At 61.8% G+C, this 23,889-nt stretch carries 20 protein-coding genes and 4 pseudogenes; 9 read left to right on the top strand and 15 right to left on the bottom strand.

Annotated elements, in window-relative coordinates; translation table 11 throughout:
* The 3 genes and pseudogenes from EN749_RS00800 to EN749_RS38170 form a co-directional block, all read right to left on the bottom strand.
* A partial coding sequence (locus EN749_RS00800; RefSeq protein WP_189367279.1) for a DPP IV N-terminal domain-containing protein occupies positions 1-1,199 on the bottom strand: 1,199 nt, incomplete at its 3' end.
* Between the two features lie 515 nt (positions 1,200-1,714).
* Positions 1,715-2,638: pseudogene (fni, locus tag EN749_RS00805) on the bottom strand (type 2 isopentenyl-diphosphate Delta-isomerase); the annotation flags it as partial.
* A pseudogene (locus EN749_RS38170) lies at positions 2,627-2,866 on the bottom strand (hypothetical protein); the annotation flags it as partial. The pseudogenes fni and EN749_RS38170, both read right to left, overlap by 12 nt.
* 311 nt (positions 2,867-3,177) lie before the next feature.
* Here EN749_RS38170 and EN749_RS00810 point away from each other — a divergent pair.
* The 4 genes from EN749_RS00810 (at position 3,178) to EN749_RS00825 (ending at position 6,102) form a co-directional block, all read left to right on the top strand.
* Entirely contained in the window at positions 3,178-3,474 is a 297-nt protein-coding gene (locus EN749_RS00810; RefSeq protein WP_126057779.1) for a DUF2604 domain-containing protein, read from the top strand.
* Entirely contained in the window at positions 3,467-4,084 is a 618-nt protein-coding gene (locus EN749_RS00815) for a putative metal-binding protein (RefSeq protein ID WP_126057778.1), read from the top strand. Before EN749_RS00810 ends, EN749_RS00815 begins: the two co-directional genes overlap by 8 nt.
* 98 nt (positions 4,085-4,182) lie before the next feature.
* A complete protein-coding gene (locus tag EN749_RS00820) occupies positions 4,183-4,569 on the top strand; it encodes a Mov34/MPN/PAD-1 family protein (RefSeq protein ID WP_245454736.1) in 387 nt (128 codons plus the stop codon).
* Positions 4,570-4,572: 3 nt separating this feature from the next.
* Positions 4,573-6,102: an E2 ligase fold family C protein gene (locus EN749_RS00825; protein WP_126057776.1), complete on the top strand. Its 1,530-nt coding sequence runs from the start codon at positions 4,573-4,575 to the stop codon at positions 6,100-6,102.
* A 232-nt stretch (positions 6,103-6,334) separates the two neighbouring features.
* Here the strand turns inward: EN749_RS00825 and EN749_RS00830 are convergent.
* The 7 genes and pseudogenes from EN749_RS00830 to EN749_RS00860 form a co-directional block, all read right to left on the bottom strand.
* Positions 6,335-8,803 (bottom strand): annotated as a pseudogene (locus EN749_RS00830) (S8 family peptidase).
* Between the two features lie 17 nt (positions 8,804-8,820).
* Positions 8,821-9,807 carry an ATP-binding protein gene (locus EN749_RS00835; protein WP_126057775.1) on the bottom strand — a complete coding sequence of 329 codons (987 nt, stop codon included), beginning with the start codon at positions 9,805-9,807 and terminating at the stop codon, positions 8,821-8,823.
* 355 nt (positions 9,808-10,162) lie between these two features.
* On the bottom strand, positions 10,163-12,133 hold the full coding sequence (rlxS, locus tag EN749_RS00840) for a relaxase/mobilization nuclease RlxS (RefSeq protein WP_024505648.1): 1,971 nt from the start codon (positions 12,131-12,133) through the stop codon (positions 10,163-10,165).
* A 178-nt stretch (positions 12,134-12,311) separates the two neighbouring features.
* A complete protein-coding gene (locus tag EN749_RS00845; RefSeq protein ID WP_128362398.1) occupies positions 12,312-12,995 on the bottom strand; it encodes a lytic transglycosylase domain-containing protein in 684 nt (227 codons plus the stop codon).
* Complete coding sequence (locus EN749_RS00850) at positions 12,983-13,531, bottom strand: S26 family signal peptidase (protein WP_024505646.1); 549 nt, start codon at positions 13,529-13,531, stop codon at positions 12,983-12,985. Before EN749_RS00850 ends, EN749_RS00845 begins: the two co-directional genes overlap by 13 nt.
* A complete protein-coding gene (locus EN749_RS00855) occupies positions 13,528-13,797 on the bottom strand; it encodes a helix-turn-helix domain-containing protein (protein WP_024505645.1) in 270 nt (89 codons plus the stop codon). The genes EN749_RS00850 and EN749_RS00855 overlap by 4 nt, the downstream gene beginning before the upstream one ends.
* 181 nt (positions 13,798-13,978) lie before the next feature.
* Positions 13,979-14,302, bottom strand: a complete 324-nt coding sequence (locus tag EN749_RS00860; RefSeq protein WP_024505644.1) for a DUF736 domain-containing protein — start codon at positions 14,300-14,302, stop codon at positions 13,979-13,981.
* A 1,010-nt stretch (positions 14,303-15,312) separates the two neighbouring features.
* On the opposite strand from EN749_RS00860, the gene EN749_RS00865 reads away from it, so the two are divergent.
* The 3 genes and pseudogenes from EN749_RS00865 to groL all read left to right on the top strand — a co-directional run bounded on the left by EN749_RS00865 (position 15,313) and on the right by groL (position 17,737).
* Positions 15,313-15,660, top strand: a complete 348-nt coding sequence (locus EN749_RS00865; RefSeq protein ID WP_063169239.1) for a hypothetical protein — start codon at positions 15,313-15,315, stop codon at positions 15,658-15,660.
* A gap of 62 nt (positions 15,661-15,722) precedes the next feature.
* A pseudogene (gene groES, locus EN749_RS00870) lies at positions 15,723-16,016 on the top strand (co-chaperone GroES); the annotation flags it as partial.
* 65 nt (positions 16,017-16,081) lie between these two features.
* Complete coding sequence (gene groL / locus EN749_RS00875) at positions 16,082-17,737, top strand: chaperonin GroEL (protein ID WP_126057772.1); 1,656 nt, start codon at positions 16,082-16,084, stop codon at positions 17,735-17,737.
* Positions 17,738-17,894: 157 nt separating this feature from the next.
* Here groL and EN749_RS00880 read toward each other — a convergent pair whose 3' ends face one another.
* Complete coding sequence (locus EN749_RS00880) at positions 17,895-18,896, bottom strand: zincin-like metallopeptidase domain-containing protein (RefSeq protein WP_126059319.1); 1,002 nt, start codon at positions 18,894-18,896, stop codon at positions 17,895-17,897.
* A 611-nt stretch (positions 18,897-19,507) separates the two neighbouring features.
* On the opposite strand from EN749_RS00880, the gene EN749_RS38525 reads away from it, so the two are divergent.
* Entirely contained in the window at positions 19,508-20,077 is a 570-nt protein-coding gene (locus EN749_RS38525) for a hypothetical protein (RefSeq protein ID WP_245454735.1), read from the top strand.
* Between the two features lie 6 nt (positions 20,078-20,083).
* Here the strand turns inward: EN749_RS38525 and EN749_RS00890 are convergent, their stop codons facing one another.
* Positions 20,084-21,283 (bottom strand): cation:dicarboxylase symporter family transporter, encoded by a 1,200-nt coding sequence (locus tag EN749_RS00890; RefSeq protein ID WP_306462679.1) that lies wholly within the window; start codon positions 21,281-21,283, stop codon positions 20,084-20,086.
* A gap of 707 nt (positions 21,284-21,990) precedes the next feature.
* Between EN749_RS00890 and EN749_RS00895 the strand changes: the two genes are divergently transcribed.
* On the top strand, positions 21,991-22,380 hold the full coding sequence (locus EN749_RS00895; RefSeq protein WP_024505560.1) for a hypothetical protein: 390 nt from the start codon (positions 21,991-21,993) through the stop codon (positions 22,378-22,380).
* Positions 22,381-22,569: 189 nt separating this feature from the next.
* Here the strand turns inward: EN749_RS00895 and EN749_RS00900 are convergent, their stop codons facing one another.
* The 3 genes from EN749_RS00900 to EN749_RS00905 form a co-directional block, all read right to left on the bottom strand.
* Positions 22,570-22,815: a hypothetical protein gene (locus EN749_RS00900; RefSeq protein WP_063169243.1), complete on the bottom strand. Its 246-nt coding sequence runs from the start codon at positions 22,813-22,815 to the stop codon at positions 22,570-22,572.
* A gap of 174 nt (positions 22,816-22,989) precedes the next feature.
* Positions 22,990-23,124, bottom strand: a complete 135-nt coding sequence (locus EN749_RS39380; RefSeq protein ID WP_256754986.1) for a hypothetical protein — start codon at positions 23,122-23,124, stop codon at positions 22,990-22,992.
* Positions 23,117-23,587 (bottom strand): hypothetical protein, encoded by a 471-nt coding sequence (locus tag EN749_RS00905; RefSeq protein WP_245454734.1) that lies wholly within the window; start codon positions 23,585-23,587, stop codon positions 23,117-23,119. Before EN749_RS00905 ends, EN749_RS39380 begins: the two co-directional genes overlap by 8 nt.
* Positions 23,588-23,889 lie beyond the last annotated feature (302 nt).

The following is a 23,889-nucleotide window of genomic DNA, read 5'->3' on the forward strand; positions in this document are numbered from 1 at the left end:
CCTCGGGTGATCTGGTTTTCGAGCGCGCCTGTCCGGCCGTTGAAAAGATACAAATGCTCATACCCGTCGCGCTCTGATGCCCAGATGATCTCCTTCCCGTCATCGACATCGTAACGGAAGATTTTTCCGGCATCCTCCTGGCCATGCCCCAGCGGCAAATAATCCACGAATGTCTCGCTGGTCTCATCGATCAGGGAGCGCCCGCGGCCCGAGGCGGCGTCTACCTCGACCAAGCGATAGAGCTGATGCCCGCGCTGGTTATATTCGAAAGTGAAGCCGCGGCTGTCCGCCCACCACCGGAGAGGGGAAAGTTCGAAGACGTTCGAGAAGAGGGCACCGTCAATCACGATCTGGCGCCGGCCGGCAATGTCGAACAGGACTGGTTGGGGCAGCGGAAGGACATCGCCCGGCCTGGGATAGAATATTGTTGAATATTCCCGCTCCAACTGGTCCGTCGATGAATTGAGGTAGCGGACCTCTCGCCTATAGCCGGGGCGAACAAGGTAAGCGGCGAGGTGGCGCGAGTCCGGCGACCAGCTCAGCGTCGAAAAGACGTAGCAATTGCCTTCGGCTCCGTCCCGGCTCAGAGGAACATCCTGCAATCCGTCCTCGCTGCGCAGGAAAACGTTGCAGTTCTTGATATAGGCGATCCATTTGCCGTCGGGCGACGCGTTGCTCTTGTCGGGGTTGTTCTCCGCTGGCGGCGTGTAGCGGTGGCTGAGCTCCCTACGGTCCCCTTTCCTTGCATCGAATGTGGTGCTGGTACAGTCATAGCTTGCAAGGTCGCAGCTCCACCGGGTGTCTTCAATCTGGAAGTCGAGCCTGCGACCATCCTCACTCAGTTCGAAACGGTCGAACGGAAGATTGCCGGCTTGATAGCTCTCATGGCTCACCTTGTTTAGCGCTGCCGCCAGACGCGCCTGATCGAAAGCGGGCCGCTTGAAACCCGTGGCAGCATCGACCTGCATGAACTGCTGCTCGCCGTGGCTAGTCCGGCGGTAGACGAAGGCTTCACCCCCGGTCAGCCAGAAAGGCATTTTGGGGACATTGACAGTGAGCCCGCCATATCGATCGTTGATCGTAAGTGCGCGCTTGAAATCGGCCGGCGCTAGCGTCGGGTGTAAACTTTTCGAACCCTTGGCCAGCGTCTGAGTTGCCGATCGCCATGCCGCGCGCGTCAAAGCGCCGATCCTGGACATACCTGTTCACTTCTTTCGGTTTTCGGAATGCTAATTTTGAAGTTGGGTTCTCGTCGCCGGTCTGCAGCAGCGCCGAGCGTCGCCTTGGAGGAGAGCCAGCACGCGGGTGCAGCCAGGCACGCGCAACAGGGGCGCTCCTTGGACATCCAGGCACTGGTTCGGGTGCCGATTGAAGAGTTGGCGTCCGTCGCCGAAACAACCAGGAAAGAGCGTCCATGCAGCCCTGACGCGACTATTTCCCCGCGAGTATGGCCGCTTGCTTTTCTGCATCATCTGAAAGGTCCTGCTCTAGTCGGGCCGGATGTCACCCCGGCAGATTGTGCTATTTCGACAATCTCCGAGCGATTGCCGCCGGCCCATGACGAGGTTTACCGATAGGGCGCAATATGCGTGCCAAAGGAAAAGCGGTTTAATACACGGCAATCCGCCTATGTCGCATCCCCAACATCGTCGCACACCGGACAATGCCGGACGATATTGTCCCGGGGCGTCAAATTGGTTTGATGGTGACCCAACAACTGGCGGATGACGATCTCGAAATGCGCGACAACGGCCTCGGTGGACACTGTCGCCGCGCCCAGCACGCTGGCCGCCTGCCCGGCGATGTCCGCGCCCAGGCGGATGGCCTTGGCCACGTCGACGCCATCGCGGATCCCGCCCGACGCGATCAGCTTCACCGTTGGCAGCGCCCGACGCACCGCCTGCACGCTGGTCAGGGTGGGAATCCCCCAATTGGCGAATGACATCGCCACTGCACGGTCGGCGGCATTGCGGGCGCGCTCGCCCTCCACTGCGGCCCAACTGGTGCCGCCGGCGCCGGCGACATCGATTACCGCCACGCCCGCCTCGACGAGCGCACAGGCCACCGAGGCGGACAGGCCGCCCCCACTTCCTTGGCCACGATCGGCACGCCCACGATGCGCGCGGCGCCAGCGATCAGCGCCAGGACGCCGCGCCAGTCGCGGTCGCCCTCCCGGCTGTACCGCTTCCTGCAGCGGATTGAGATGGACGATGAGCCCATCGGCCTCCAGCGCGTCCACCGCGCGACGCGCCAGGTCCAGGCCGTCGGCCTCCCGCAGTTGCGCGGCGCCGATATTGGCCAGCAAGGGAATGTCTGGCGCCAGGCGGCGCAGCGCGCGCGTTAGCCCCTGGGAGTTACGGGATTGCAGGCTCACACGCTGCGAACCGCACATGGCGATCCGCAAGGCTTGCGCTGCCTCGCTCAAATGCCGGTTGATGGCCTCGGCCCGTGGCATGCCGCCGGCCATAGAGCTGATCAGCAGCGGCGCGCGCATAGCCTTGCCCAGCAGCGAGGCGCGCAGGTCGATCTGCGTCAGGTCCAACTCGGGCAGTGCGCAGTGTTCGAAATGGATGTACTCCCAGCCAGCGGCCACCGTGGCCGGCGCCGTTCGCCGATCCAGCACCAGCGAAGCGCGCAGCTGAGCGCAGCCCTCGAATCCGGAGAGAACGCACGGTACGCCGTGCCCCAGCGCCTGCTCCACGGCGGCGAGCTGCTCCGGCGCGATCAGGCCAACGTCGTTGCAATCGTCTAGCCAGAACAGCAGCGCCAGTTCGCGATAGAACGCCACGATCAGCGTTTCGTTCTGCGGATCACGGCCGGTGCGGGCGCTGGTGTCGCGCAGGCTCGGGTGAATGCGTTGCAGGATTGGGGGACGCGTGACGCAGTCAAAGCTCCCCTTGCCAAGCACGGAGCAGGCGAGTGAGAGAGCAGATGAATAGGCGTGTCGCCAATATTTTCGCATTGCTATAATCGATTATAGTTGTGAGGAGCAATTTGAGACCATTTACTTGCGGCTCAAGTCACCCATAAAAGAAGGCAAGCACCGATTCGGTAGCTTATCCCCTGTCTTTCGCGTACTCGCGGCCGTGGCGCCGGGTGAACGATTGAAGACCGCCGGTCTCACTCGCAGGTGGGCGCCAGGGCGTGGGACGGTTGGCAAGCCACAGGAGTAGGACAATGTCGAAGGATTCGGGTAAGGGCGATAATCACGGCGGCGGGCCGGGCAAGATCGAGATCACGATGGTGGTGAACGGCCAGCCCACGCAGGTCGAAGCCAATCCCAACCAGCCGCTTCACGTCATTCGTACCAAAGCCCTTGAGAACACGCAGAATGTCGCCCAACCAGCCGAGAATTGGGAATTGAAGGATGAGGCCGGCAACTTGCTCGACGTCGACAAGAAGCTTGGCGATTTCGGTTTCCCGAATACTGTGACCCTGTTCCTCAGCCTGAAGGCGGGCGTCGCAGGTGCCTAAACCCCAAAGTGTGGATCCGGAGGTCTCCCGAGCGAAGTTTGATCGGGAGATCGGCCGGTTCCGGCCATATGCTGATGTCTATCGGGCTCAGGGCTGCTTCTTGATCGAGGCGACCTTTCCGCGCGCTTTCTTCATTTTCGCAAGCCTCAAGTTAAAACCACGGGTGATCAGCGCAGCGAGCGAGGTCGACTTCACCGACTACGACTTAAGACCACCGTCCGTGGTCTTCGTCGATCCGTTTACGCGTCATCCGATTGCCCGGAAAGATCTATACCTGAAAATGCTTAGACGTCCGCCGCTGCCCGGAACGCCGCCGGAGATGATAGGAGCTCTCATCCAGCAGAACGCCGTGCCGCTGACGGACTTCATCCAGGCCAACAGTCCCGAGGACGAACCATTCCTGTGCATGGCGGGCGTCCGGGAATACCACGACAATCCAGCCCATTCAGGTGATCCATGGCTACTTCATCGGGGTTCTGGCGAAGGCTGTTTGGCCTTCATCCTGGACAAGATCATCAAGTACGGAATCATTCCTATAGAGCAGTTGCAGATTCAACTCCCACCGGCAATCGTAGGAATGGTGGTATCCCCTCAGGCGATACAAGAATGACTGGTTTGAGAGATGTAACGATCGTGACTCTCCCGCGCGGCTGCATCTCGACCACGCATGGGCATCTGCGCTCAGTTGGTCGCGAAGGCAATGAGGGGATGGCGCTCTGGGTCGGCGTTCAGCAAGACCGGCACTTTGCCGTAACAGAGACGGTTATCCCGGCGCAGCGTCACATTCGGACAAACGATGGCGTTTGCGTGATCGTTGCGGCCGAAGAACTGCACCGGCTCAATGTCTGGCTCTACAAAAGCGGCCTGAAACTCTTGGCCCAGATTCACAGCCATCCGGGCCGCGCCTACCATTCGACGACGGACGACGCTTATGCGGTTGCTACCACGGTTGGGTGTCTGTCGCTGGTAGTGCCGAATTTCGCCCGCGAGCCTTTCGATTTTGCTCGGGTCGCCGCCTATCGGCTTGACGAAAAGGCCAAATGGAATGCGCTCCCTCCCGCGGCACTGTCGCGAATGATCATGATATCGAGTTGAACAATGGCATTCGCTAACTTCATCGATCGTGCCGCCACGGCGGCATCTCAGGTCCTGGCCGATTTTCATCTGGGAGACTTCAAAGCAGCTCTTGAAAAGCAGGTCGTGGCAGTCGCCTTCGACCATCAGGCCGCTTCCTGCGCCGAAGGCCAGGCGACACTAGATCTTGCGGTGAGATTGCTCGCTAGGCTCTACCCGGTTCTGGCGATACTCCCGCTGGACAGCGCGGCGAGCTCTCAAGCCCAAGCGCTGGAGCGCTTGGCAAAGTCGATCAATCCAAAAGTCGGCATCCGGCGTTCCGGCAAGTCTGCCACCGTCTGCGTCGTTGCAGGGGTAACGCGCCCATCACTCCGGTGCCCGATCTTTTTCGTGGGATCGGACGGTTGGGCGGCAAAGCTGTCGCGTACGGACCCGGTGGGCTCTGGCCCAAGTCTGCTGCCTTTTGGAGCTGGCGCCGCCAGTTGCTTCGGCGCCGCCAACGTCTTTCGAACTATCTTCGCCGCCCAGTTGACCGGCGCCGAGTTGGACGAAACCATCGACCTCTCGCTATGCAGCTACGACAAGACCAAAGCCGGGGAGGCTGGCCCGATCGACTTCCCAGTCGACCTTGGCGAAACCCACCTCGTTGGGCTCGGTGCGATAGGCCATGGCTCGCTTTGGGCGCTAGCGAGACAACCCGATCTCAAGGGTCGTCTGCATGTAATCGATCACGAAGCGATCGAACTCTCAAACCTGCAGCGCTACGCATTGGCCGGCCAGGCGGAGATTGGTATGTCCAAGGCGGTTCTTGCAGCCACCGCCCTTAGATCGACTGGCCTTGAGGTCGAGGCGCACCCTCTGACGTGGGCAGAATATGTTGCGCGCCGGGGCAATTGGGTCTTAGACCAAGTGGGTGTGGCGCTTGACACCGCCGCCGACCGTCTGGCTGTCCAAGGTGCACTGCCGCGATGGATCGCAAACGCTTGGATGCAGGAGCACGATCTCGGTATCTCCCGGCATGGTTTCGATGACGGCCAGGCTTGCCTTTGTTGCATGTACCTGCCATCCGGAAAATCCAAGGACGAGCACCAGCTGATTGCCGAGGAACTCGGAATACCGGAAGCACACGAGCAGGTGAAAACGCTCCTGCAGACAAATGCCGGAGTTCCCAACGACTTTGTAGTTCGCGTGGCTACAGCGATGGCTGTGCCGTTTGAACCGCTAGCCCCGTTTGTCGGCCAGCCCCTGCGCTCCTTTTATCAGCAGGCTATCTGCGGCGGTCTGGTGTTCCAGCTTAGCGAAGGAAGTCGCCGCGTTCGAACTGTGGTTCCGATGGCCTTTCAGTCGGTGCTTGCCGGGATTATGCTTGCCGCGGATTTGGTCAAGCATAGTGCGGGGTTTCCCATGAGCCCGACGACGAGCACTCGGGTGAATCTTCTGCGCCCCCTTGGCTCTCACTTGCACGATCCGAAGGCCAAGGACTCCAGCGGCCGCTGCATCTGTAGCGACGACGATTTCATTGCCGCTTACAGGCGCAAATACGGAGCGCGTTGATCAGGTAAGCGATGTCTCGGCCGCCTAAGCAGACGCGCACCTCTCCGTAGACGCAGGGGGCGCGGCTTGTGGGCGTGACCATGGGCGCCATTATGACACGCTTGGCCCGCTCCTTTGCCGGCCTATCGTCCTCCGCGCATGATCCCGTGCCGACGTGATGATCCAGCACCAGCCGCCATGGCACCAGAGGCTGGTCAAACCTCCGTTGTTGGCCGGTTTGGACAGTGCTGCATCAGGTCTCGACCGACGTCTCGACAGTCAGGGCTGCTTCGACGGGTGTGAAGATGTCAACATCGACCCCAGGCGCCCGAATCGTCACAATCAGGGCGTACCGAGCCAGAGCGTCGACGCGTTCCAGGTAAGGCTTCTCCTTCCACCAGCCCCCGACCGGGAACACGCCGATCGCGTCACGCTCGGCGAGATCGGCGGCGCTGCCCGACCAGAAATCGGCGTGCAACGAGCCGCGATCGCGGAAGGTGCCGAGCAGCCACTCTTCTCCGCCTCCAGCAGGCGCCCCTTCCTCCTCGTCCCGAGCGGCCTGATTGATGCGGGCTCGGAATTCGTCGACTGTCTCGGTCGCTGACTTTACTCTGAACCGAAGACCATGGGACGCGTAACGATGCCGGCGGGTCCATCCGCGTTCACCGGGGTTGGGTTCGATGAAATAGGACAGCGTGACGCGGAGCTCGACCTGGGCAGCGCCGAGCGCCGCGAGCTGCTCCTTCGGCCAAGGCAGGCGATGCAGCTTCATGTCACGCGTTTTGGCAGCCGCGCCGCCCTCGCGCTGGAAAGGCTGAAGCTCATCTTCAACGATAAGCGTGAGGTCGTTCACCGTTGACAGAAGCGCGCGCCCAAGATCTGGCACGCCGTAACCATAGCGCCGCACGAGCGCCTGGATCTCGCCCTTCGCTCCGTTGCACGCATCGATGCGTGCGCGCATCGCCGGAGTCCATTCGGCCGAGTGGACGATCAGGGCGCGAACCGATTCAGGCCACAGCTCGGGGCGCGCTGATAGAATTAGTCCCGCCATCCGTGCGGCATGGGCCGTTGCCGCGCTCGTATCTCCGAGGGTGGTGAAGTGGCGCAGTTCGGGTCGACAGAAAGTGGTCAATATCTGCAGATCGTCGATCGGCTCGCCGGGCAACACACCGTCATGGGCGAGATTGCCGCCTTCGAAGACGACCTCGGGCTTCACCGGCCACTGCCTGTCCCAAACGACCGAAGTGCGACTGCGCGGCGAGAGCTCGCCGACCGGCGCGATCGGAGCGTAGCCCGAAAAGTCGGTGTCAATGATATCGACCTTTTCTGTGAAAGCGCCGACCGTCAGCGCATTCCAGGCCTGAGAAGGATCATCGACTGCTTCCAGATCGTTGCGCGTCAAATGCTCGGCCGGCATGAGGTCATCGCCGATGTTGCCGGCAGAGAGAACGATCAAGCGTCGCTGTTCCTCTTCGAAACAGAGTTGGTCGATAGCGGCAGACCACGATGTGGGCCTTCCACGCGCCGGACTGGCGCTTGTCACAGCCATTGCGATCGCGCGGCGGCGCTCCGGCGCCTGCACCTCGGCGCGGGCGATCGCTTCCGCGGTGATCGCGCCATAGAGTTCTGGATCGTTTGCCTCGTCTTCTGGCGGAAGGATACGAACACTCTCCAGCCGAAAGGGCAATGGAACTGGATCGCCTCCGACCAGGAGCGGGACCAGATCACCGTACAGGCCGACACCTGCCATTCGCGTCCCGTGGCCGCTCCACGCAGGTGTGTCGTCGCTGCCCCATGCCGGTTTGACGGTGTGCCAGTCTTAAACGGCAAGTGCGGGTTCGATCAACGGGTGGGTGCGACGCACGCCGCTGTCGAGAATGCAGACCGCAATATCGGATTGAGGCGGTCTGACGCGCCCGAGAAGCTCGTCGCTCCAGTCCCTTTGCTCCGCGCCGCCAAGGCCCAGGAAGAAGGACGGCGTATCCTTCGCGCGCCGCAGCTCGGCGACGACATCGCTGTGCGCAATCATGCGGTCGAGCATTGCCGTGCTGGCGAGGGCCAGCATGACCACCCGCTCCGGAAACCTAACCGCATGCGTGCGCAAAGTGATGTTCAGGGCTTCGGCAATGTGCTCGAAGTTCTCGCGGCGACCGTCGCGCAGCCAGACTTCCCACCACACCTGCTCGTCAGCGGCCTGGGGGAAGAGGTCGTCGTGGTCGGTAAACAACGATCGTGCAGTCGCCAGCCTGACTGTCTCCATGCGGGAGACGAGCGGCTCGTTGCGCGGTCTGCCGCGGTCAGTATCAACGTCTCGATACGCCTCGACTTTCCGCAAATAATAGGCTTGCGCGCTTTGCGGCAGGAACACCGACGCTGTGATGGGAGCACCGGGTTGAGTTGGCTCATGGACGGCGACCAGCTCCATGTGCTGGCGACGATCGGCCAACTGGTCGAGGGCCGCCCGTCCGGACATGGGCAGATCGATCGCGAGGTAAAAGCCAGGCGTGCCGACCGACAGCTGGGGGTCACGCGCCGCAATCTGCTGGCGTGCACTTTCGACCGCTTGTTCGATGGATTGCGTCAAGGCCGCAGCATGCGACGCCCGATCACGCGCCGGCAGCGGCGGTGCATGTATAAGTTGGTTGGGCCGCCGATAGGCTTCCCGAATGCCGTTGTTGCGAAGGTGGATATGGGCGCGGTCGCGCGGAAAATCGTCTGCCATTATGATCTGTGCTGTCGCTACTCAAACAGCGACGCCTGCCGGCGTTCCTTCAGAGCGTCGATGAGCGCTTCCGAGGTGATCCGCTTCCCCCCCCGCAATATGATGGTTTTTGCAGCGTCGTCGGCCGCGCGCGTGATCTCGGCCTGCGACAGTCTCTCTGCCTGAGAGATCGCCTCGTTCCAGGCAAGCCCTCTGGTGTCGAAGCGGTCGAGTCGAGCCCGAAGCAGCGCCTCTATAATCGGCCGATCGGGCACGGCGTATTCGATGACATCGTCGAAACGGCGGAACAAAGCTCTGTCGAGCAGCTCGGGATGATTTGTTGCCGCAATAATCAGGCTGTGGCTGTCGTCTTGCTCGAGAAACTGCAGAAACGAATTCAGCACGCGCCGAATCTCGCCAACATCCTGGCGTTCGCCTCGACGCGCGCCGATGGCATCGAATTCGTCAAAGAAGTAGACGCCCCGCGTCGCCTGCATTGCATCAAAAACAAGCCGCAGCTTTCCGGCAGTCTCTCCCATGAACTTGGTGATCAAACCATCGAGGACGATCGTGAAAAGGGGCAGATGAAGCTCCCCGGCCAATGCCGATGCGGTCATCGTCTTGCCTGATCCTGGCGGGCCGACCAGAAGCAGTTTGCGACGGGGAACAAGCCCGTGCTCGCGCAAGCTTGCTTGTTGGCGCTGCTCTCCCAGCACGCGGTGCAGGCGCGAGCGCAGACTGTCCGGCAAAATCATGTCGGTCAGTCGCAGGTCCGGATAGCGCACATGCAGGAGCCCTGCGAGCTCGCCCTTTGGCTGAAAAAGGGGAACCGGCCGACTGCTCTTGACAATCCGGGCGTCCCTGCTCTTGGCTGCGTCGACCAGATCCTTGAGCTCCTGAGCAAGCTTACCATGGCCTTGACGTGCCTCATGCGCAGCAAGCTGCATCGCGATAGAGAGGAAACGATCCTCGTCGCCGGCAATGTGGCTTTTAAGCAGCGTCACGATATGGCGGGCCGTGGTCATGGCTCTCTTCTGGGGTATCCGTTTACTTGGCGAAGCGCATGCAACCTAAACGCTTTCAACGGCGATTTGTATCGCGCAATGGTGTTTTTTCTCTTGTCGATGTTCGCCCGTGGCAACTTCAGCGGTGAACTGTTGCGCCGCGGTCATAGGCCAGCCGGAATAACGCCGGCCAGCAGACAACAGTCCGCATCTTCGAGCGCTCGAAGTCTGGCCACTCACGCAGCGTGTCGGGTCCGAACGCTCCAAAGCCGCCCCGCCTGGCAGGTCCATGCGACCGATTGCGGGCGTGCGGCCATAAGGTCTACGCGGGCTCGCATGGCTGCCCGCGCCGCTGGCTAAAAAGCTGTACACCATCTCACGAAACACCAGGTCCGCTCCTTTGCCGGCCGACGGTCCATGAAATCCCCTCCCCACTTACGACACCGGAGACCTCCTTGCCCACATGGCGCTCAAGCACCGGCCGCCATGGCACCAGCGTGAACTCGCGCGACTTTTCAACGACGGCATATTTTCCGCTGGCAAGCTCGACGGAGCGGCGGAGCGTACCCTCTACTCGTCCTCCGGATCGCGCTTCGGCATAGGGCAGGCCAAGTTCCTCCGACAGTTGGCCAGCAACACGGTTCAGTTCTCGCTGGCGCAGGATCGAAAGCATGTTGGCTCGATAGACGATCCCATCCTGTTCTTTATGCGCGAGGCCTTGCGCGATCAGCCACTGCCGCCGGCGAGCTTGCGCCTCTCTCACGTCGCGGCCGAAGCCGGATCCGTGCAAAGGCTCGGGTCTATCGGCAACCAGCTCCCGGTCGAGCCAGGTGGCGCCGTTGAAGCTGACCTGTCGCTCCAGCGCCATTGAGGAGAGCTTGTCGGCAACGACAGGCTCGGCCCTGGCCCGCTGGCCCTCATAATTCGCGACGCGATCGAGATGGTCCGGCGCGATGAGCCAGGTGCCGTTCGGCTCTCGCTCGACGCCGCCGGTCGCGCGGCGGATCGCCTCCAGCCGCCGCACATGCGTTCGCGCAAAGCTCTCGGTGGCGGATGGGTCATGCTTCAGGTGCATATCGACGTCGTAACGGCCGCCATGCGCGGCGGCGATTTCGGCGATGGTACGATCGACCTGCCTCGGCTCGGTGTTCCTTGGCGCGACACGCACGATGCAGCCATTAGGCATCGTTTCCATCGCCTCGCCTCTACCGATGTTGATCCAATGGCTCTTACCGTCGACGGCGTCGACGATCATGTAATGGCGGTCATTGATCTCGTCGGCCAGTCCACGCGCGACAACGCGACCGACGAGAGACTGGACGGGCTCGCCGGATCGATCGTGGATCACCCAGTCGGCGGCCCTGCGGGCAAGCCCCTTGCCGGTCAGTTCGCGGTGCATGGTCTTGATGATGTCGCCGCGTTCGCCGGTGCGGCGCAGCGTGGCTTCGAGCTCATCGTCGAGGCGCCAGGAGCCAGCGCCGACCTCCGCGGCCAGACCCATCCGCTCGAGCTTGCGCAGCCGTCCCTGGTGCAGCGTCTGGCGAATGGCGTCGGGACCGCCCGGCGAGACCAGGCCGTCATCATCACGCATGCTGAGCAGCCGACGGTCGATGCTGGTGAAGCGTTCCTGCTCCATTTCCCGGCGCAGGCGAAGCTCAATCTCGCGGTCGGTTCGCGGACCGAGATCGAGGCTGACCAGCTCGGCCGCCCGCTCGCGGATGCCAGATGAGATATATTCGCGCGCGATGACCAGGTTCTCGCCACGGTCGTCCCTGCCACGGACGATGATGTGGCTGTGCGGGTGGCCGGTGTTGAAATGATCGACCGCGACCCAGTCGAGCTTCGTGCCGAGGTCTTCCTGCATCTGCGCCATGAGCCGCCGCGTCAGCGCCTTGAGGTCGTCGTACTCGATGCCGTCTTCGGCAGCGACGATGAAGCGGAACTGATGGCGGTCGCCGTCCGCGCGATCGATGAACGCCTTGCCGTCGACGCGGCCGCTGTCGGCGCCGTAGAGCTCGCCAGGTTCACCTTCGCGGGTGACCCCGTCGCGCTGAAGATAGCGTAGATGGGCACGCGCCCCGTCCGCGCCCTTGCCGGCGAGCTTGACGACCCGCGCCTTGACGATCACCCGGCGCTGGCGGAAGGCGGCATACCGGTCGCGCGATTTCAGCAGTGCGGCGGCCGCCCCGCCGCGCCCTGTCCGGCTTCCTGTGAAGCGACCACCGCGTTGCGGCCGGCCGCCAGCCCGGTTGATCGCCGCACGAACCTGGCCGGCATAGCGTTTGCCGGCCTTCGAGCCGCGCGACCCGATTTTGCCGAGCTTCGGCCTGAACTCGTCATCCTTAATGCGAGCCTCCCAGACATATCAAGCAAAATCAGACACTTACACGTCAAACCCTCTTGGCACCGGCGGCAGCCTCCCGGAAAAACGATGTGCAGACAAAGATTTAACCGCCTCCTGGAGGCGGTACCTTTATCTTGCCTTCCGCGCCCAGCCCCGCCAGACGCGCCCCCGTCCGCCATGGCTAACGCACCGGCTCCTTCGGCTGCGCGCCGTCCTTGCCGAGCGGCACGACGAGATCGCCGTTTCGCACGCCTGAGTGAACACCGTCATGAATGAAGAACAGCGACCGTCCGAGAGGAGCGATTTGCGCCTTTGGAGCGACAGATTGGCTTTCGAACGCCTCGATGTCGGCCGCCGAAACTCCGGCCGCCTTGAGTTGGTCGAGGTACTCGACGGTCTCTTCTGGCAGCGGTTTGCCACGCTTCAAATGCTCGTCGTAGCGCTCGGGACCGGCATTGTAGGCGCCAAACAGGCCAGGAAATCCGAAGCGGTCATACATGGCACTGAGATAGGCCGTGCCGGCCAGGATATTGTCGCGCGGATCGTGGGGGTTAGGCCCAAGGCCGTGTTCGACCCGCATCTCTTCATAGGTGCCGGGCATCACCTGCATGAGGCCCATGGCGCCAGCGGGGGAGGTGATGGGGCGGCCGCCGCGCATTGTCTTGCCGCCGCTTTCGGCAGCCATGACGGCATAGATCCAGGCTTGGGGAATATGGAAGCGCCGGCTTGCTTCCGATACCAACGTCTGCCACTTTCGCAGCTGCGGACTTTGGGAGATGGCGACCGGCTCAGCGCCGGTCGAGGCGGAACAGGCGCATGGCGCAATGGCGATCATGCCCAACAAGAGGAGGGTCACTCGGTCCATAGTGGTACGAGCCTCCCGATGACATTTTGAGTGGGAACAGGCCCGAAATAGCGGCTGTCGAAGGAGCGGTTTTTGTCGCTGCCGAGCAGGAAAACCTCGTTATCCCCGAGCGCTCGGCAGCCGTTCCACCATGGCAAAGGTCGGCCTTCGGCGTCGATTTTGAGCCGGCGCGCGACGATGTCGCCGCCGATGATGATGGCGTCATTGAAGGCGCAGACATTATCGTCCGGCAGCGCTGCAAGACGTTTTGCCAGCGGCACATTGCGAGGCAGATAGCTGCGCTCGGCGGCGAGATACGCCGCGTATTCAGGCGGGCGCACGAGCACGAGATCGCCACGCGCCAGCGCTCCCGCAGCGATGCGGTAAAGGCCGATCGGCGCGCTGGCCGAGGCGTTCCAGACCAGCCAAGGGGCGGGCTTTCCCAGCGCCGTGAAGCCCAAAAGACCGAGACCGGCCGCGGCCAAGGCGACCGTCTTACGGGCTCGAACACGCCTCAGGCGGCTGCCGATCAGATGGATGGAAGGGCGCCGCCTCATGAACGGCCTCCCGTGCCGCCCTGGCCGGAACCGGCCTTGCCATCGCCGGCGATGGAGTGCTGCGGGTGTCCTTTCGACCAATGGTCGAGTTCGTCGATGTGATAGCGGACATAGCGGCCGTGCTTGCGGAATTTCGGGCCGCCGCCCTTGAGCCGCATCTTTTCGAGCGTGCGCTGGGAGAGCCCGATATAGAAGGCGGCTTGGGCTGTGCTGAGAAACGGGCTGCCCTTTTTCGCGCGGGCCGCGCGTTCGTTTTCGTCGTCCATGATGATCCTCGTTTCGCTTCGGACAAGCGAGGGCGAGGATGGGCGAGGGAGATCGTCTCGGGGACGGGCGAAGAGTCGGGGGAGAGTTTTCGCCGCCCTTTAGGGCGGACGGGGTTTGGGTGGAACTCCTGGGAATGAGCCCCGCGCCGGGGCTGCGGCGCGAGGCTCTTATCTCGGCCGGTCAGTCGGCCGGGTTCCAGATGATGGCGTAGGTGTCGTGATCGTCCTGGCCGGCGGCTCGGCCGAGATTGGCGTAGAGCTTGCGCGGTCCGAACTCCGGCGCTGCAATCGACAGGCTCACATAATCCTTGCCGGAAGTCTCGCCGGTGCGGATCCAGCCAGCGCCGACTTCGACCCCTTGCGTAAGCACCCGGAAGTCGGGATGGTTATCGGCGCTCTTGGCCTGGTTGGGGACGATATCGATGTCGGCGCGGACGCTGAGCGTCTTGAACTGGCCCTTGTAGGCGCCGTTTTCCTGCTTGTTGACGTAACCGATCGCGGTCATTTCGAAGTCTCCTTTTGTGGTTTCGCCGGGGACCATCCCCTGCGATGGCGCACCGTAATGGGCGCGTCAGGACCGCCTGAATCCGACAGGGCCGCAGCGACAGTGAAGGACCCGAGCGGGCAGCTTTTTTGTGAGCGAAGCGGCGCGAGGAAGCCGCCGCAGGCGGCGGGGAAAAAAGCTGATGGCGCGAGGGTTTCGGGCGGCCGGACCCGCCCATAGGTCGACAAGCCAGCCGCAGGGATGGTCCTTGGAGAGAGCATGGAGACCGCTCGCCAAGTGCGGTCTGTCAGCCAAGCAGGACGCCGGGATGAAACGGCCTGCAAAGATGCTGCGCCCTTATGCCGGATCGAGATCGTGCCAGCGGGTCGGGCGCCAGAGCAGACATCCGGCATGGTGCGATCTATGAAAGCAGGGCTCGCCAGCGGGAATTTGATACGCGAGGGGGCCAAAGTAAGGCTGGATGAGAAGCCGGTGCTACCTGCAGGTCCAGTGTCATGTGGCGGCGCTCGGGAAACCGCTACGCAATGTAACGCGCTCTTATGAGGCGAACAGACCGGCCCCAAAACCGATCGACCGGTGGTCGGCGCGAAACGCGTCATGCCTGTCCGAAAGCTGACAGTGGCAGAAGACGCATGTCGGGTTCCGCACAATTGACCATGCTGGATTTGTGAGGTTTTCAGGGAGAGCCATGCGTTCACTTCCCAGTGAGCTTTGGCACGGCATTTGCTCTTGATGTGGCAACACGGATCGAAGGTTGACTGCATGCACAAGCGCGAGATGAGCAATGCTCTCCTTTCCTGGAGGCTTGGCAGCAGATTCGATTTGACGTTGCGAGGAGCTTCAGCCGCTCGCGGCGGAAGTGATCTCAAATCTGAAGGCACCGTTGGGGCCGCAGCCATCAAACACATCTTTCTCTTTTTCGCAGCTCGTCTTCAACGCGATGCGGACTTCTTCGCGTCGACGGCGGCCGAAGGTGGAGAAGGGGCTCGACTTGCAAAAAGGAGTTGTCAATGACGTCTTACGTTCGCACCAACAGCCCGGCGCAGGTGCGCTCACTGTCCACCTTTGGCAAGCATCTGCAAAGGAGCGTGCTGACGGCGACGCTGCTTGCCGCGGCTTCGACGGGAAGTGAAGCGCAGCCCTATGTTCGTGCTGACGGCAGCACGACTGACGACTTGGAAGCGGCGCGAGCAAGTTGGCGTCATGACGCCGAATTCAATGGAAATGTGGGGCTCGCAGCCATCAACGCGGATGCCGCGTATGCGTTGGGTTCCACCGGGGAGGGGGCCAGAGCTCCTCGCCTGCCCTCGTCCGTCTTGACGAGTGCCCGCTTACAGCCTACCTCACTATCGCGTTAGCACTCGTCCATCGCGAGTGCTAACAAAAACCCCTCAACAGCGCACCAGGGAAAAATCCGAAAATGGCAAAGTCGAAGTTCCGCCCGCTGCATGACCGCGTGGTCGTTCGCCGGGTCGAATCCGAATCCAAGACCGCTGGCGGGATCATCATCCCCGACACGGCAAAGGAAAAGCCGCAGGAAGGCGAGATCATCGCTGTCGGCTTCGGCGCTCGTGACGAAGCTGGCAAGCTGGTCCCGCTGGACGTCAAGGCCGGCGACCGCATCCTGTTCAGCAAGTGGTCGGGCACGGAAGTCAAGCTCAATGGCGAAGACCTTCTGATCATGAAGGAATCCGACATCATGGGCATCATCGGCTCATATCAGGCCCTTTCGTCAACTGAATTCCCGGGCTCGATTGAAGCCCCTGCCAGGAGCTAAAAATGGCTGCCAAAGACGTAAAATTCTCCCGCGATGCCCGCGAGCGCATGCTGCGCGGTGTCAACATCCTCGCTGACGCGGTGAAGGTCACGCTCGGCCCCAAGGGCCGCAACGTGGTCATCGACAAGTCGTTCGGCGCCCCGCGCATCACCAAGGACGGCGTCACCGTCGCCAAGGAAATCGAGCTTGAGGACAAGTTCGAAAACATGGGCGCGCAGATGGTCCGCGAAGTTGCTTCGAAGACCAACGACATCGCTGGCGACGGCACCACGACCGCGACCGTTCTGGCGCAGTCGATCGTCCAGGAAGGCCACAAGGCCGTTGCCGCCGGCATGAACCCGATGGACCTGAAGCGCGGCATCGACCTCGCGGTAACCGACGTCGTTGCGACCCTGATCAAGAACGCCAAGAAGATCAAGACCTCCGAAGAGGTTGCCCAGGTCGGCACCATCGCCGGCAACGGCGATGCTTCGGTCGGCAAGATGATCGCCGAAGCGATGCAGAAGGTCGGCAACGAAGGCGTCATCACGGTTGAGGAAGCCAAGACCGCCGAGACCGAACTCGAAGTCGTCGAAGGCATGCAGTTCGACCGCGGCTACCTCTCGCCCTACTTCGTCACCAACGCCGACAAGATGGTTGCCGAGCTCGAGGACGTCTACATCCTCCTGCACGAGAAGAAGCTGTCCAACCTCCAGGCCATGCTGCCGGTTCTCGAAGCCGTCGTGCAGACCTCGAAGCCGCTGCTCATCATCTCGGAAGACGTCGAAGGCGAGGCTCTGGCCACGCTGGTCGTCAACAAGCTGCGTGGCGGCCTGAAGATCGCCGCCGTCAAGGCGCCGGGCTTCGGTGATCGCCGCAAGGCCATGCTGGAAGACATCGCCATCCTCACCGGTGGCCAGGTCATCTCGGAAGACCTCGGCATCAAGCTCGAGAACGTCGGCCTCAACATGCTCGGCCGCGCCAAGAAGGTGTCGATCTCCAAGGAGAACACCACCATCGTCGACGGCGCCGGCAAGAAGGCCGAGATCCAGGGCCGCGTTGCCCAGATCAAGCAGCAGATCGAAGAGACCACTTCGGACTACGACAAGGAGAAGCTGCAGGAACGTCTGGCGAAGCTCGCCGGCGGCGTTGCGGTGATCCGCGTCGGCGGTGCGACGGAAGTCGAAGTCAAGGAAAAGAAGGACCGCGTCGATGACGCCCTCAACGCGACCCGCGCGGCCGTCGAAGAAGGCATCGTTGCTGGTGGTGGCGTCGCGCTGCTGCGCGCTTCGGCCAACATCAAGGCCACCGGCGTCAATGCCGACCAGGCCGCCGGCATCAACATCGTGCGTCGTGCGCTTCAGGCTCCGGCCCGCCAGATCGCGGCCAACGCCGGTGCGGAAGCATCGATCGTTGCCGGCAAGATCCTTGAGAACAAGGGCGCGACCTTCGGCTACAACGCCCAGACCGGCGAGTATGGCGACATGATCGCCATGGGTATCGTCGATCCGGTCAAGGTTGTCCGTACGGCTCTTCAGGACGCGGCCTCGGTCGCCGGCCTGCTGGTCACCACCGAAGCCATGATCGCGGAGGCTCCGAAGAAGGAGTCGGCTGGCGGCGGCATGCCTGGCGGCATGGGCGGCGGCGGCATGGGCGGCATGGGCGGCATGGATTTCTAATCCAGCTCTGGCAGCTTTCGCAACGAGAGGGCGGCATCAATGCCGCCCTCTTTTTTTGCGAACCTCGGTCCGATGAACGATCGACGCCAACGCCGGCCATCGGCGTTAGGGCAACCTCAAAAGAACTGTCGAGTTGGTTGCGCGCGGCTTTGCGTCATCAGAGGCGCAAGGCGGTCGCGTGTGAGGATTGCGCGCTCCCATAGGCGGTTTCGGCATGTGCCTCGCCTTCGACATCGACATTGCGGCCAAGCAGGAAATCGGCGGCTTTCGAGGCATGGCTTGCGGCGCGGAAGATGGCGCGGTTGTCCTCGCGCAAAACCGTCAGCCATGAGCCGATGTAGTCGGCATGGCGCACGCTCGGCTCGATGCCGAGACTGCTGCAGATGAAGGCTGATGCGATTTCGGCGACCAGTTCCTCGCGCGCATAGGTGTTGGACCCGAAGGAGCCGGACAGGTCGCGCGCGAGTCGCCTCGGGTGGCCGGTCCAGTGTCCAAGCTCGTGAAAGCAGGTCCGGTAATAGTCGATCTGGTGGAAGAAAGCCGGCTGCGGCGGCACCTGTATGGTGTCGCTGCCGGGCATGTAGAAGGCGCGCTCGCCGCCGATGCGAAAATCAGCGCCGGTTGCATGAATGAGCGCCTCGGCCTGCGGGACCATCTCGCGCTCAGGCAGAGGCTCGCCGGCGGCGTAAAGATGTTCGGGCAGATTATCGCACTGCGCGACATCGAAGACGGTGAAGCGCTTCAGGAAGGGCACCGCCTGCGGTTCGTCGCCATCGGTGTCGGCGCGTTGCTTTTCGTTCTTGGGAACAAAGCGGTCAGCGTGAACGATGGTGGTGCCGTGCTCGCCCTTCCTGACATTGCCGCCAAGCGAAAGCGCCTGCCGGAAGGTGAGCCAGTTCTGGCTGGGGAAACCGCGCTCGATGACCGCGCCCCACAGGATCAGGATATTGATGCCGGAATATCGGCGCTGGGTGGCCGCATTCCGCGGCAGGCCGAGGCCTGTCCTTGCCCTGCCCCACGGCTTGACCCATGGCACGGTGCCGCGCTCCAGTTCGGCAATGATGCGGTCGGTGATTTCCTGATAAAGGCTGGCGCCGGTGCGCCCGCCACTGTCTGCGCCAGCCTGTCGGCTGCCGCAACGTTTGTTGTTTGCACGCATCGTGATGTCCTCCGCTCTACAATCGCGCGCCCTCCCCGGAAGCGGGGTGGGCGGCAAAAGCGACCGGAAAGGCCCGCCGTCGGAGGCGGACTGCATCAGCAGGACCGGAACGGAGTGGAGGACCCGAAAGCGACAAGCGAAGGGTTGCGGGACGCCGCGGCGGGCCTAGAAGGGAGTGCTGCCCACCCTGCGCCAGGGGGAAGGCCACAATAGAAAGACGCCGGCCGACAGGCCGGCGACCGTCAGCAGCCGAAGGCTGCCCCGCGCCAGGGGGCGATGCCGCAGGGCCAAGACCGCCTGAGCTTGCCGAAGAAAAGCGGGCTCGGTTCACGAGCACCCGGCCAGCGACTTCAGGCGCGGGCGCTCAGGATTGTTGTTGGCGCCCACGGCAGCTGGATGACCGCAACAAGATTACGAGGAGCGACAGCAAAGCCAGCTGCCACAAACGGCACGCTCCGGCAACAACAGCGTGGCCGGTCTACAGATGCTGCCCCGCACGAGAGCCAGCACGCTTTGAGCGCGCATCGGCGATGCAAGCGTTGCAAGCTGGCCATGTCCACAAGGTCGGCGACCACTATATCGCCGACCACCAACGCGGGCGTACCGTCTAAGTGCAGACCTTTCGCGAGTGCGCGGACCGCGCATTTCATCTGCGATGGCCGGATCTTGCATTCCCGCTTGAGCTGCTCAACGTCAAGGCCTACACGCGCTGCGATCTTGAGAGTGACCCTTCAACTGGGGGAAATCATAAGGGCGCGGTGGAATTCGTCGAACTTTCCCTGTTTTCTCGAGGCGAGTGCGGCGAAGGCTGGGAATTGGGAATCCGGTCCCAGGACCGGGAACTGTTTGATCACAAGCTTCAGATTGGGTTCATGCTTGAAGGCTTTTTGGTAGTTGATATCAGCCAGTCTGCAATGCGGACAGTTGTGGTAGTCATTGAATATGACCAGAACGGCATCGCCTTGCGGGTTGCCGGCGATTGGCGAAGGAGATCGTTGTCGAATGCGCCGCTCCACTTTTGCCTGTCGGTCGACCACGCCTGCCGGTGCAGGTTCGCGCTATATTGGCTCGCCAGCAAGGCGAGGAGTAAAAGAAGAGCTGCGACAGTGATGGCAGTCGGCTTAGACATGAGTCTCCAATCCATGGACGGCGTGGCAGCAACGGCCGCCTTTTTGGTGTAAAATGGGTCAGTTTTGATCGTGCCCCGCAGTTGCTACAGGCGCACAGGTGCCGGTGCGATCTGGCGGTTTCTCAAATACGGCTTTGCGCCATCGGGTCCACCCCAATAGCTGAGCGTCGTTCGCACGGGGAATTGTGTTCACCACGCCGGGCGACTTGACCGTCCACCGCCGGAGCGCTGAACGGTCCGCTAGTGAGGCGCTCCCCGAATCGTCGTTTATCCCGCTCGCCCCGGACCGGGTGACAGCCAGCGTTGCCGCTACGCTGCGGAGAAAAACCGTCAGCGCGTGGCATTCGGACATAAGCTGATCGACGCCAAGAATAAGCCCCACGGAGGTGACCGGTGCGGCCGGAACAAGAAAGAGCGTTGCAGCCATTGTGACGAGGCCTGCACCGGTAATGCGGGTTGTTCCGTTCGAAGGGAACAATGCGACAAACAGCATGAGGATCCGGCAGCCGATCGGGAGATCAGTTTTCGTCGCTTGGGCGATGAAAAGGGCGGCGAGCATCATATTCGTGCCGTCCAGATTGAATGGAATGAGACCCACGACCGAATGCGTGGCGCCGGCCCTTTCCATCTTCTCCATGAGCGAGGCCAGCGCGGCCTCTGAGGAGGACATTGCGAGCAGCAGCTCGTCCTTGATGTATCGGACGAGAGAGAAGAGCGAGCGGCCGTTGTAGCGGCAGACCGCGCCGAACAGGACCGAGAGGAACAAGACTTGCAGGATGTCGCCTTCCGCGAAGGCATTGGCAATCGTTGACGGGATGATGTTCATCAGGAAGCTGGTCACGGACTGCTCGTGAGCCGTGGCCACATAGCCCTTAACGGCTTGGACATCGAGCGAGGCCGGATCGATGTTGAGGCCGGCGCCAGGCTGAACGATATTCGCGACAATCAGCCCGACAACAAAAGCGAGCGTCGAAAAGGTGAGAAAATAGACCATCGCCTTGGCGGCAACTCGGCCGACCTTCTGCAGATCGCTCATGCCGGCAATGCCGGTCGCCATTGTCAGGAAGATGACAGGTACGGTGATTATCTTGACGACATCGACGAAGGCATCGCCGAGCGGCTTCAGGCTGTGGCCGGTCTCCAAATGGAAATAGCCGATTGCGGCACCCAGGATTATGGCGGCAAGTACCTGCACGTAGGTCCGGGCAAAATGGCGCTTGCGGGGCGCTGCGATCGCGCGGGGAACTCTTGGAACCAACACCGTCTCTCTCCTTGACCGGATCGGGGTGGGGCTCCTCCCTCTCCCATGCAGTGCTCCGGTCGAACGCTGCGCCCACTTCGGCGCAAACGATGTGCCAAATAGCAAAGAGGGGAAAACGCGCAGGACCTCACGCAATGCTTGCGATTCGCTCTCCCACACTCGTGCAGTGGTTGCCTGTCGCAACTATGGAAGGGTCGATTCTTGGGAACTCCAAAGGCCGCTCTTTGCGTCGAGCAGCTTGGCTGCCTGGAAGGTTCCCTCTTTGCCTTGCGGTCTGCGAGCTGAGTCCAGATCGTCATCATTTGGCTGCGCGCCGCACGGGGCTCGAAAGATTCAATCGAGGACGGGTCCTCTTGGAAAACGGGGGCAGCGTTGGTCAAGCCCTTCCACCCTGCTGTCCCAATGGTGTTCAGAAGCTCAGTTCACGATCAAGCGATGGATCAGCGTCATCTGGCGTTTGCGCCATCGCGGCGGCGTTGCAACGGGTCTGCCAAAGATGAGAAGGCCGCGAGGCAGGGTCCGAGACCTAGACTCCAACCTCATAGCGCGCTCGGCTCGCGTTCGGAAGGTTCGAACCGCAGCACGATCAGGTGGCGACACCGTTGGTCGGAACCGGAACCCGACGAATGATCGTTCGTGACCGACATCTGTGAACAAGCAGTATGTGTCATTGCAATCACCACCCGTTGCGCGGAAATGCCCATATGGCCGTGAATGAACTGGATTTGGTGATTTTCCAGATGGCGGTGGAAAGCGTCCGCTTGCTCTCTTCAAGCTTTGATGAGAAGGCGGCTGAGATAGCCACGAGGAGCCGTGGTAGCCTTCTTTTTGACGTGCGGGTGGACGGTGACCTGGAGGTCCAGCGAGTCGCAGCCATTGGATATCCAGGCGACAAGATCGGTGTGGTGGCATTGGACCGAGAGGGCCTTGTTAGCTGTTGTTGCCTAGTCAATGGCACCTTCTCACCTTTCATTGCACCGTTGGAGAACTGGACCAGCATGCCCCTTTCGATGCAGGCCCAGATCGATGTCACAGGCTATGCGAGGCTCCTTCTGGCCGCCTTGCGAAATGCTGGACATATGCTGGACAGGTAGCATCGCGATGATGTCTGTGATGAGATGGTGCAAACGGCTGGATGAGGCGATCGCTTGCTGGCAGCTTTGGCAACAAAGCGATCGGTGAGTTCGCAATGCTGGAACACGTCCTTTAGACTCTGCAGTTAAGTTAGCGGACTACCATCTGACGAATGCCCTCTGACAGTCTGCATGGCGCGGCATGCCCTCTTAGGAATGCAGCCGTGGTTCTACACCATCGGCTGTTTTTGTGTCGAAGGCGACGGGCACGCCATGAACGAAGGAAGCGGCCGCCAACAGTTCCTCCAACTCGCGGTCGGTGGCCTTGCATGCCGGCATTAGTGTTCGGATGGCGCGGATCGCCTGCGCCATGGAGAGAAAGCGGACCCTTCCCCTGGAAAGGACATAGGCTTCTGCGGCTTTTTCGACGGTGACGGTGTGAAACGAATTGGTCATGACGAATTCCTCCCTGAACCCTGACCAACCCGACTTATGGCACGAATTCGACCGCCTTCAAGCCTATGTCCGATTGCGGACAATAGCTGCGATTCGTTCAAAACCGCTGATGCTTTTGGGCGACCTGGTGAGGGGCAAGGAGACGTCGGCTGAACCCGTTTCAACCGACATGCTTCAGGCAGCGGCCAGGCCGAAATAACGCTGCTCCTCCTTGTCATAAGCGCCATGTGTGAGCTTTATCAATCCGGCACGGTCGATGATCGTGATCTCGCCGCGCTTGGCGTGCACCAGTCCTCGATACTCAAGCATTTGCAGGGCCGTGGTGACCCCGGGCGGTGGGCGCGAGCATGGTCGCCAGAAATTCATGCGTCGGGAGGATCTTATCTCCTTCCGCACGGTCGTGGACCATCAGCTGCCAGCGGGCCAGCCGTTCTTCGATCTTGGAGTGGCCATTGACCAGTGCCGTCCGGCATGATTGGACGAGGAACGCGTGGGCATAATCCAGCACTGAGGTGCGAAGCGACGGGCTAATCGCAGGGCGAAGGTTTTCAACCGGCAGGCGCCAGGTAGTGCTTTCCTTTCCGAGAATGACGGCAATTCCTTTCATCCCGTCATAGCCGACAATGCCGACTTCACCTTGCCGCCCGCCGGTCATGGTGGCGACCACCGACGCGATGCCCCTCTCGGGAAAATATACGTTCTTGATCGGCTGATGCGCGACCTCCAACTGGTCCTTGATGCCCGGTTCGACGTGATGCAGCGATGGTCGCAAAAGCGCGAAGTCCTGCGGGGTGAGGGCTTCAGCACCTGGTCGCGAAAGAGGGATCGGGCAAGGCTCTCTTCCAACGGGGCAAGAGCGCGTACGTCTTACTGTCGGCTGCACCGAAGTAAATGCCGGCCGATGCCAAAGCATAGGCTTCGAAACGCGCGATTGCAAAGCCCTGTCGGGGCAGTGCAGTCATGCTAGAAGTCGCGCCGCCTACGATAGGCAGCGGATGACATGATTCCCTTCTGCGGCGGCCACCAAGAACGGCTCGGGCACGCTTTAATCGTTCATACACAAGCTCGCAGGAA

The organism is Mesorhizobium sp. M7A.F.Ca.ET.027.02.1.1 (genome assembly GCF_004022985.1).
In the GTDB taxonomy this organism is placed as follows: domain Bacteria; phylum Pseudomonadota; class Alphaproteobacteria; order Rhizobiales; family Rhizobiaceae; genus Mesorhizobium.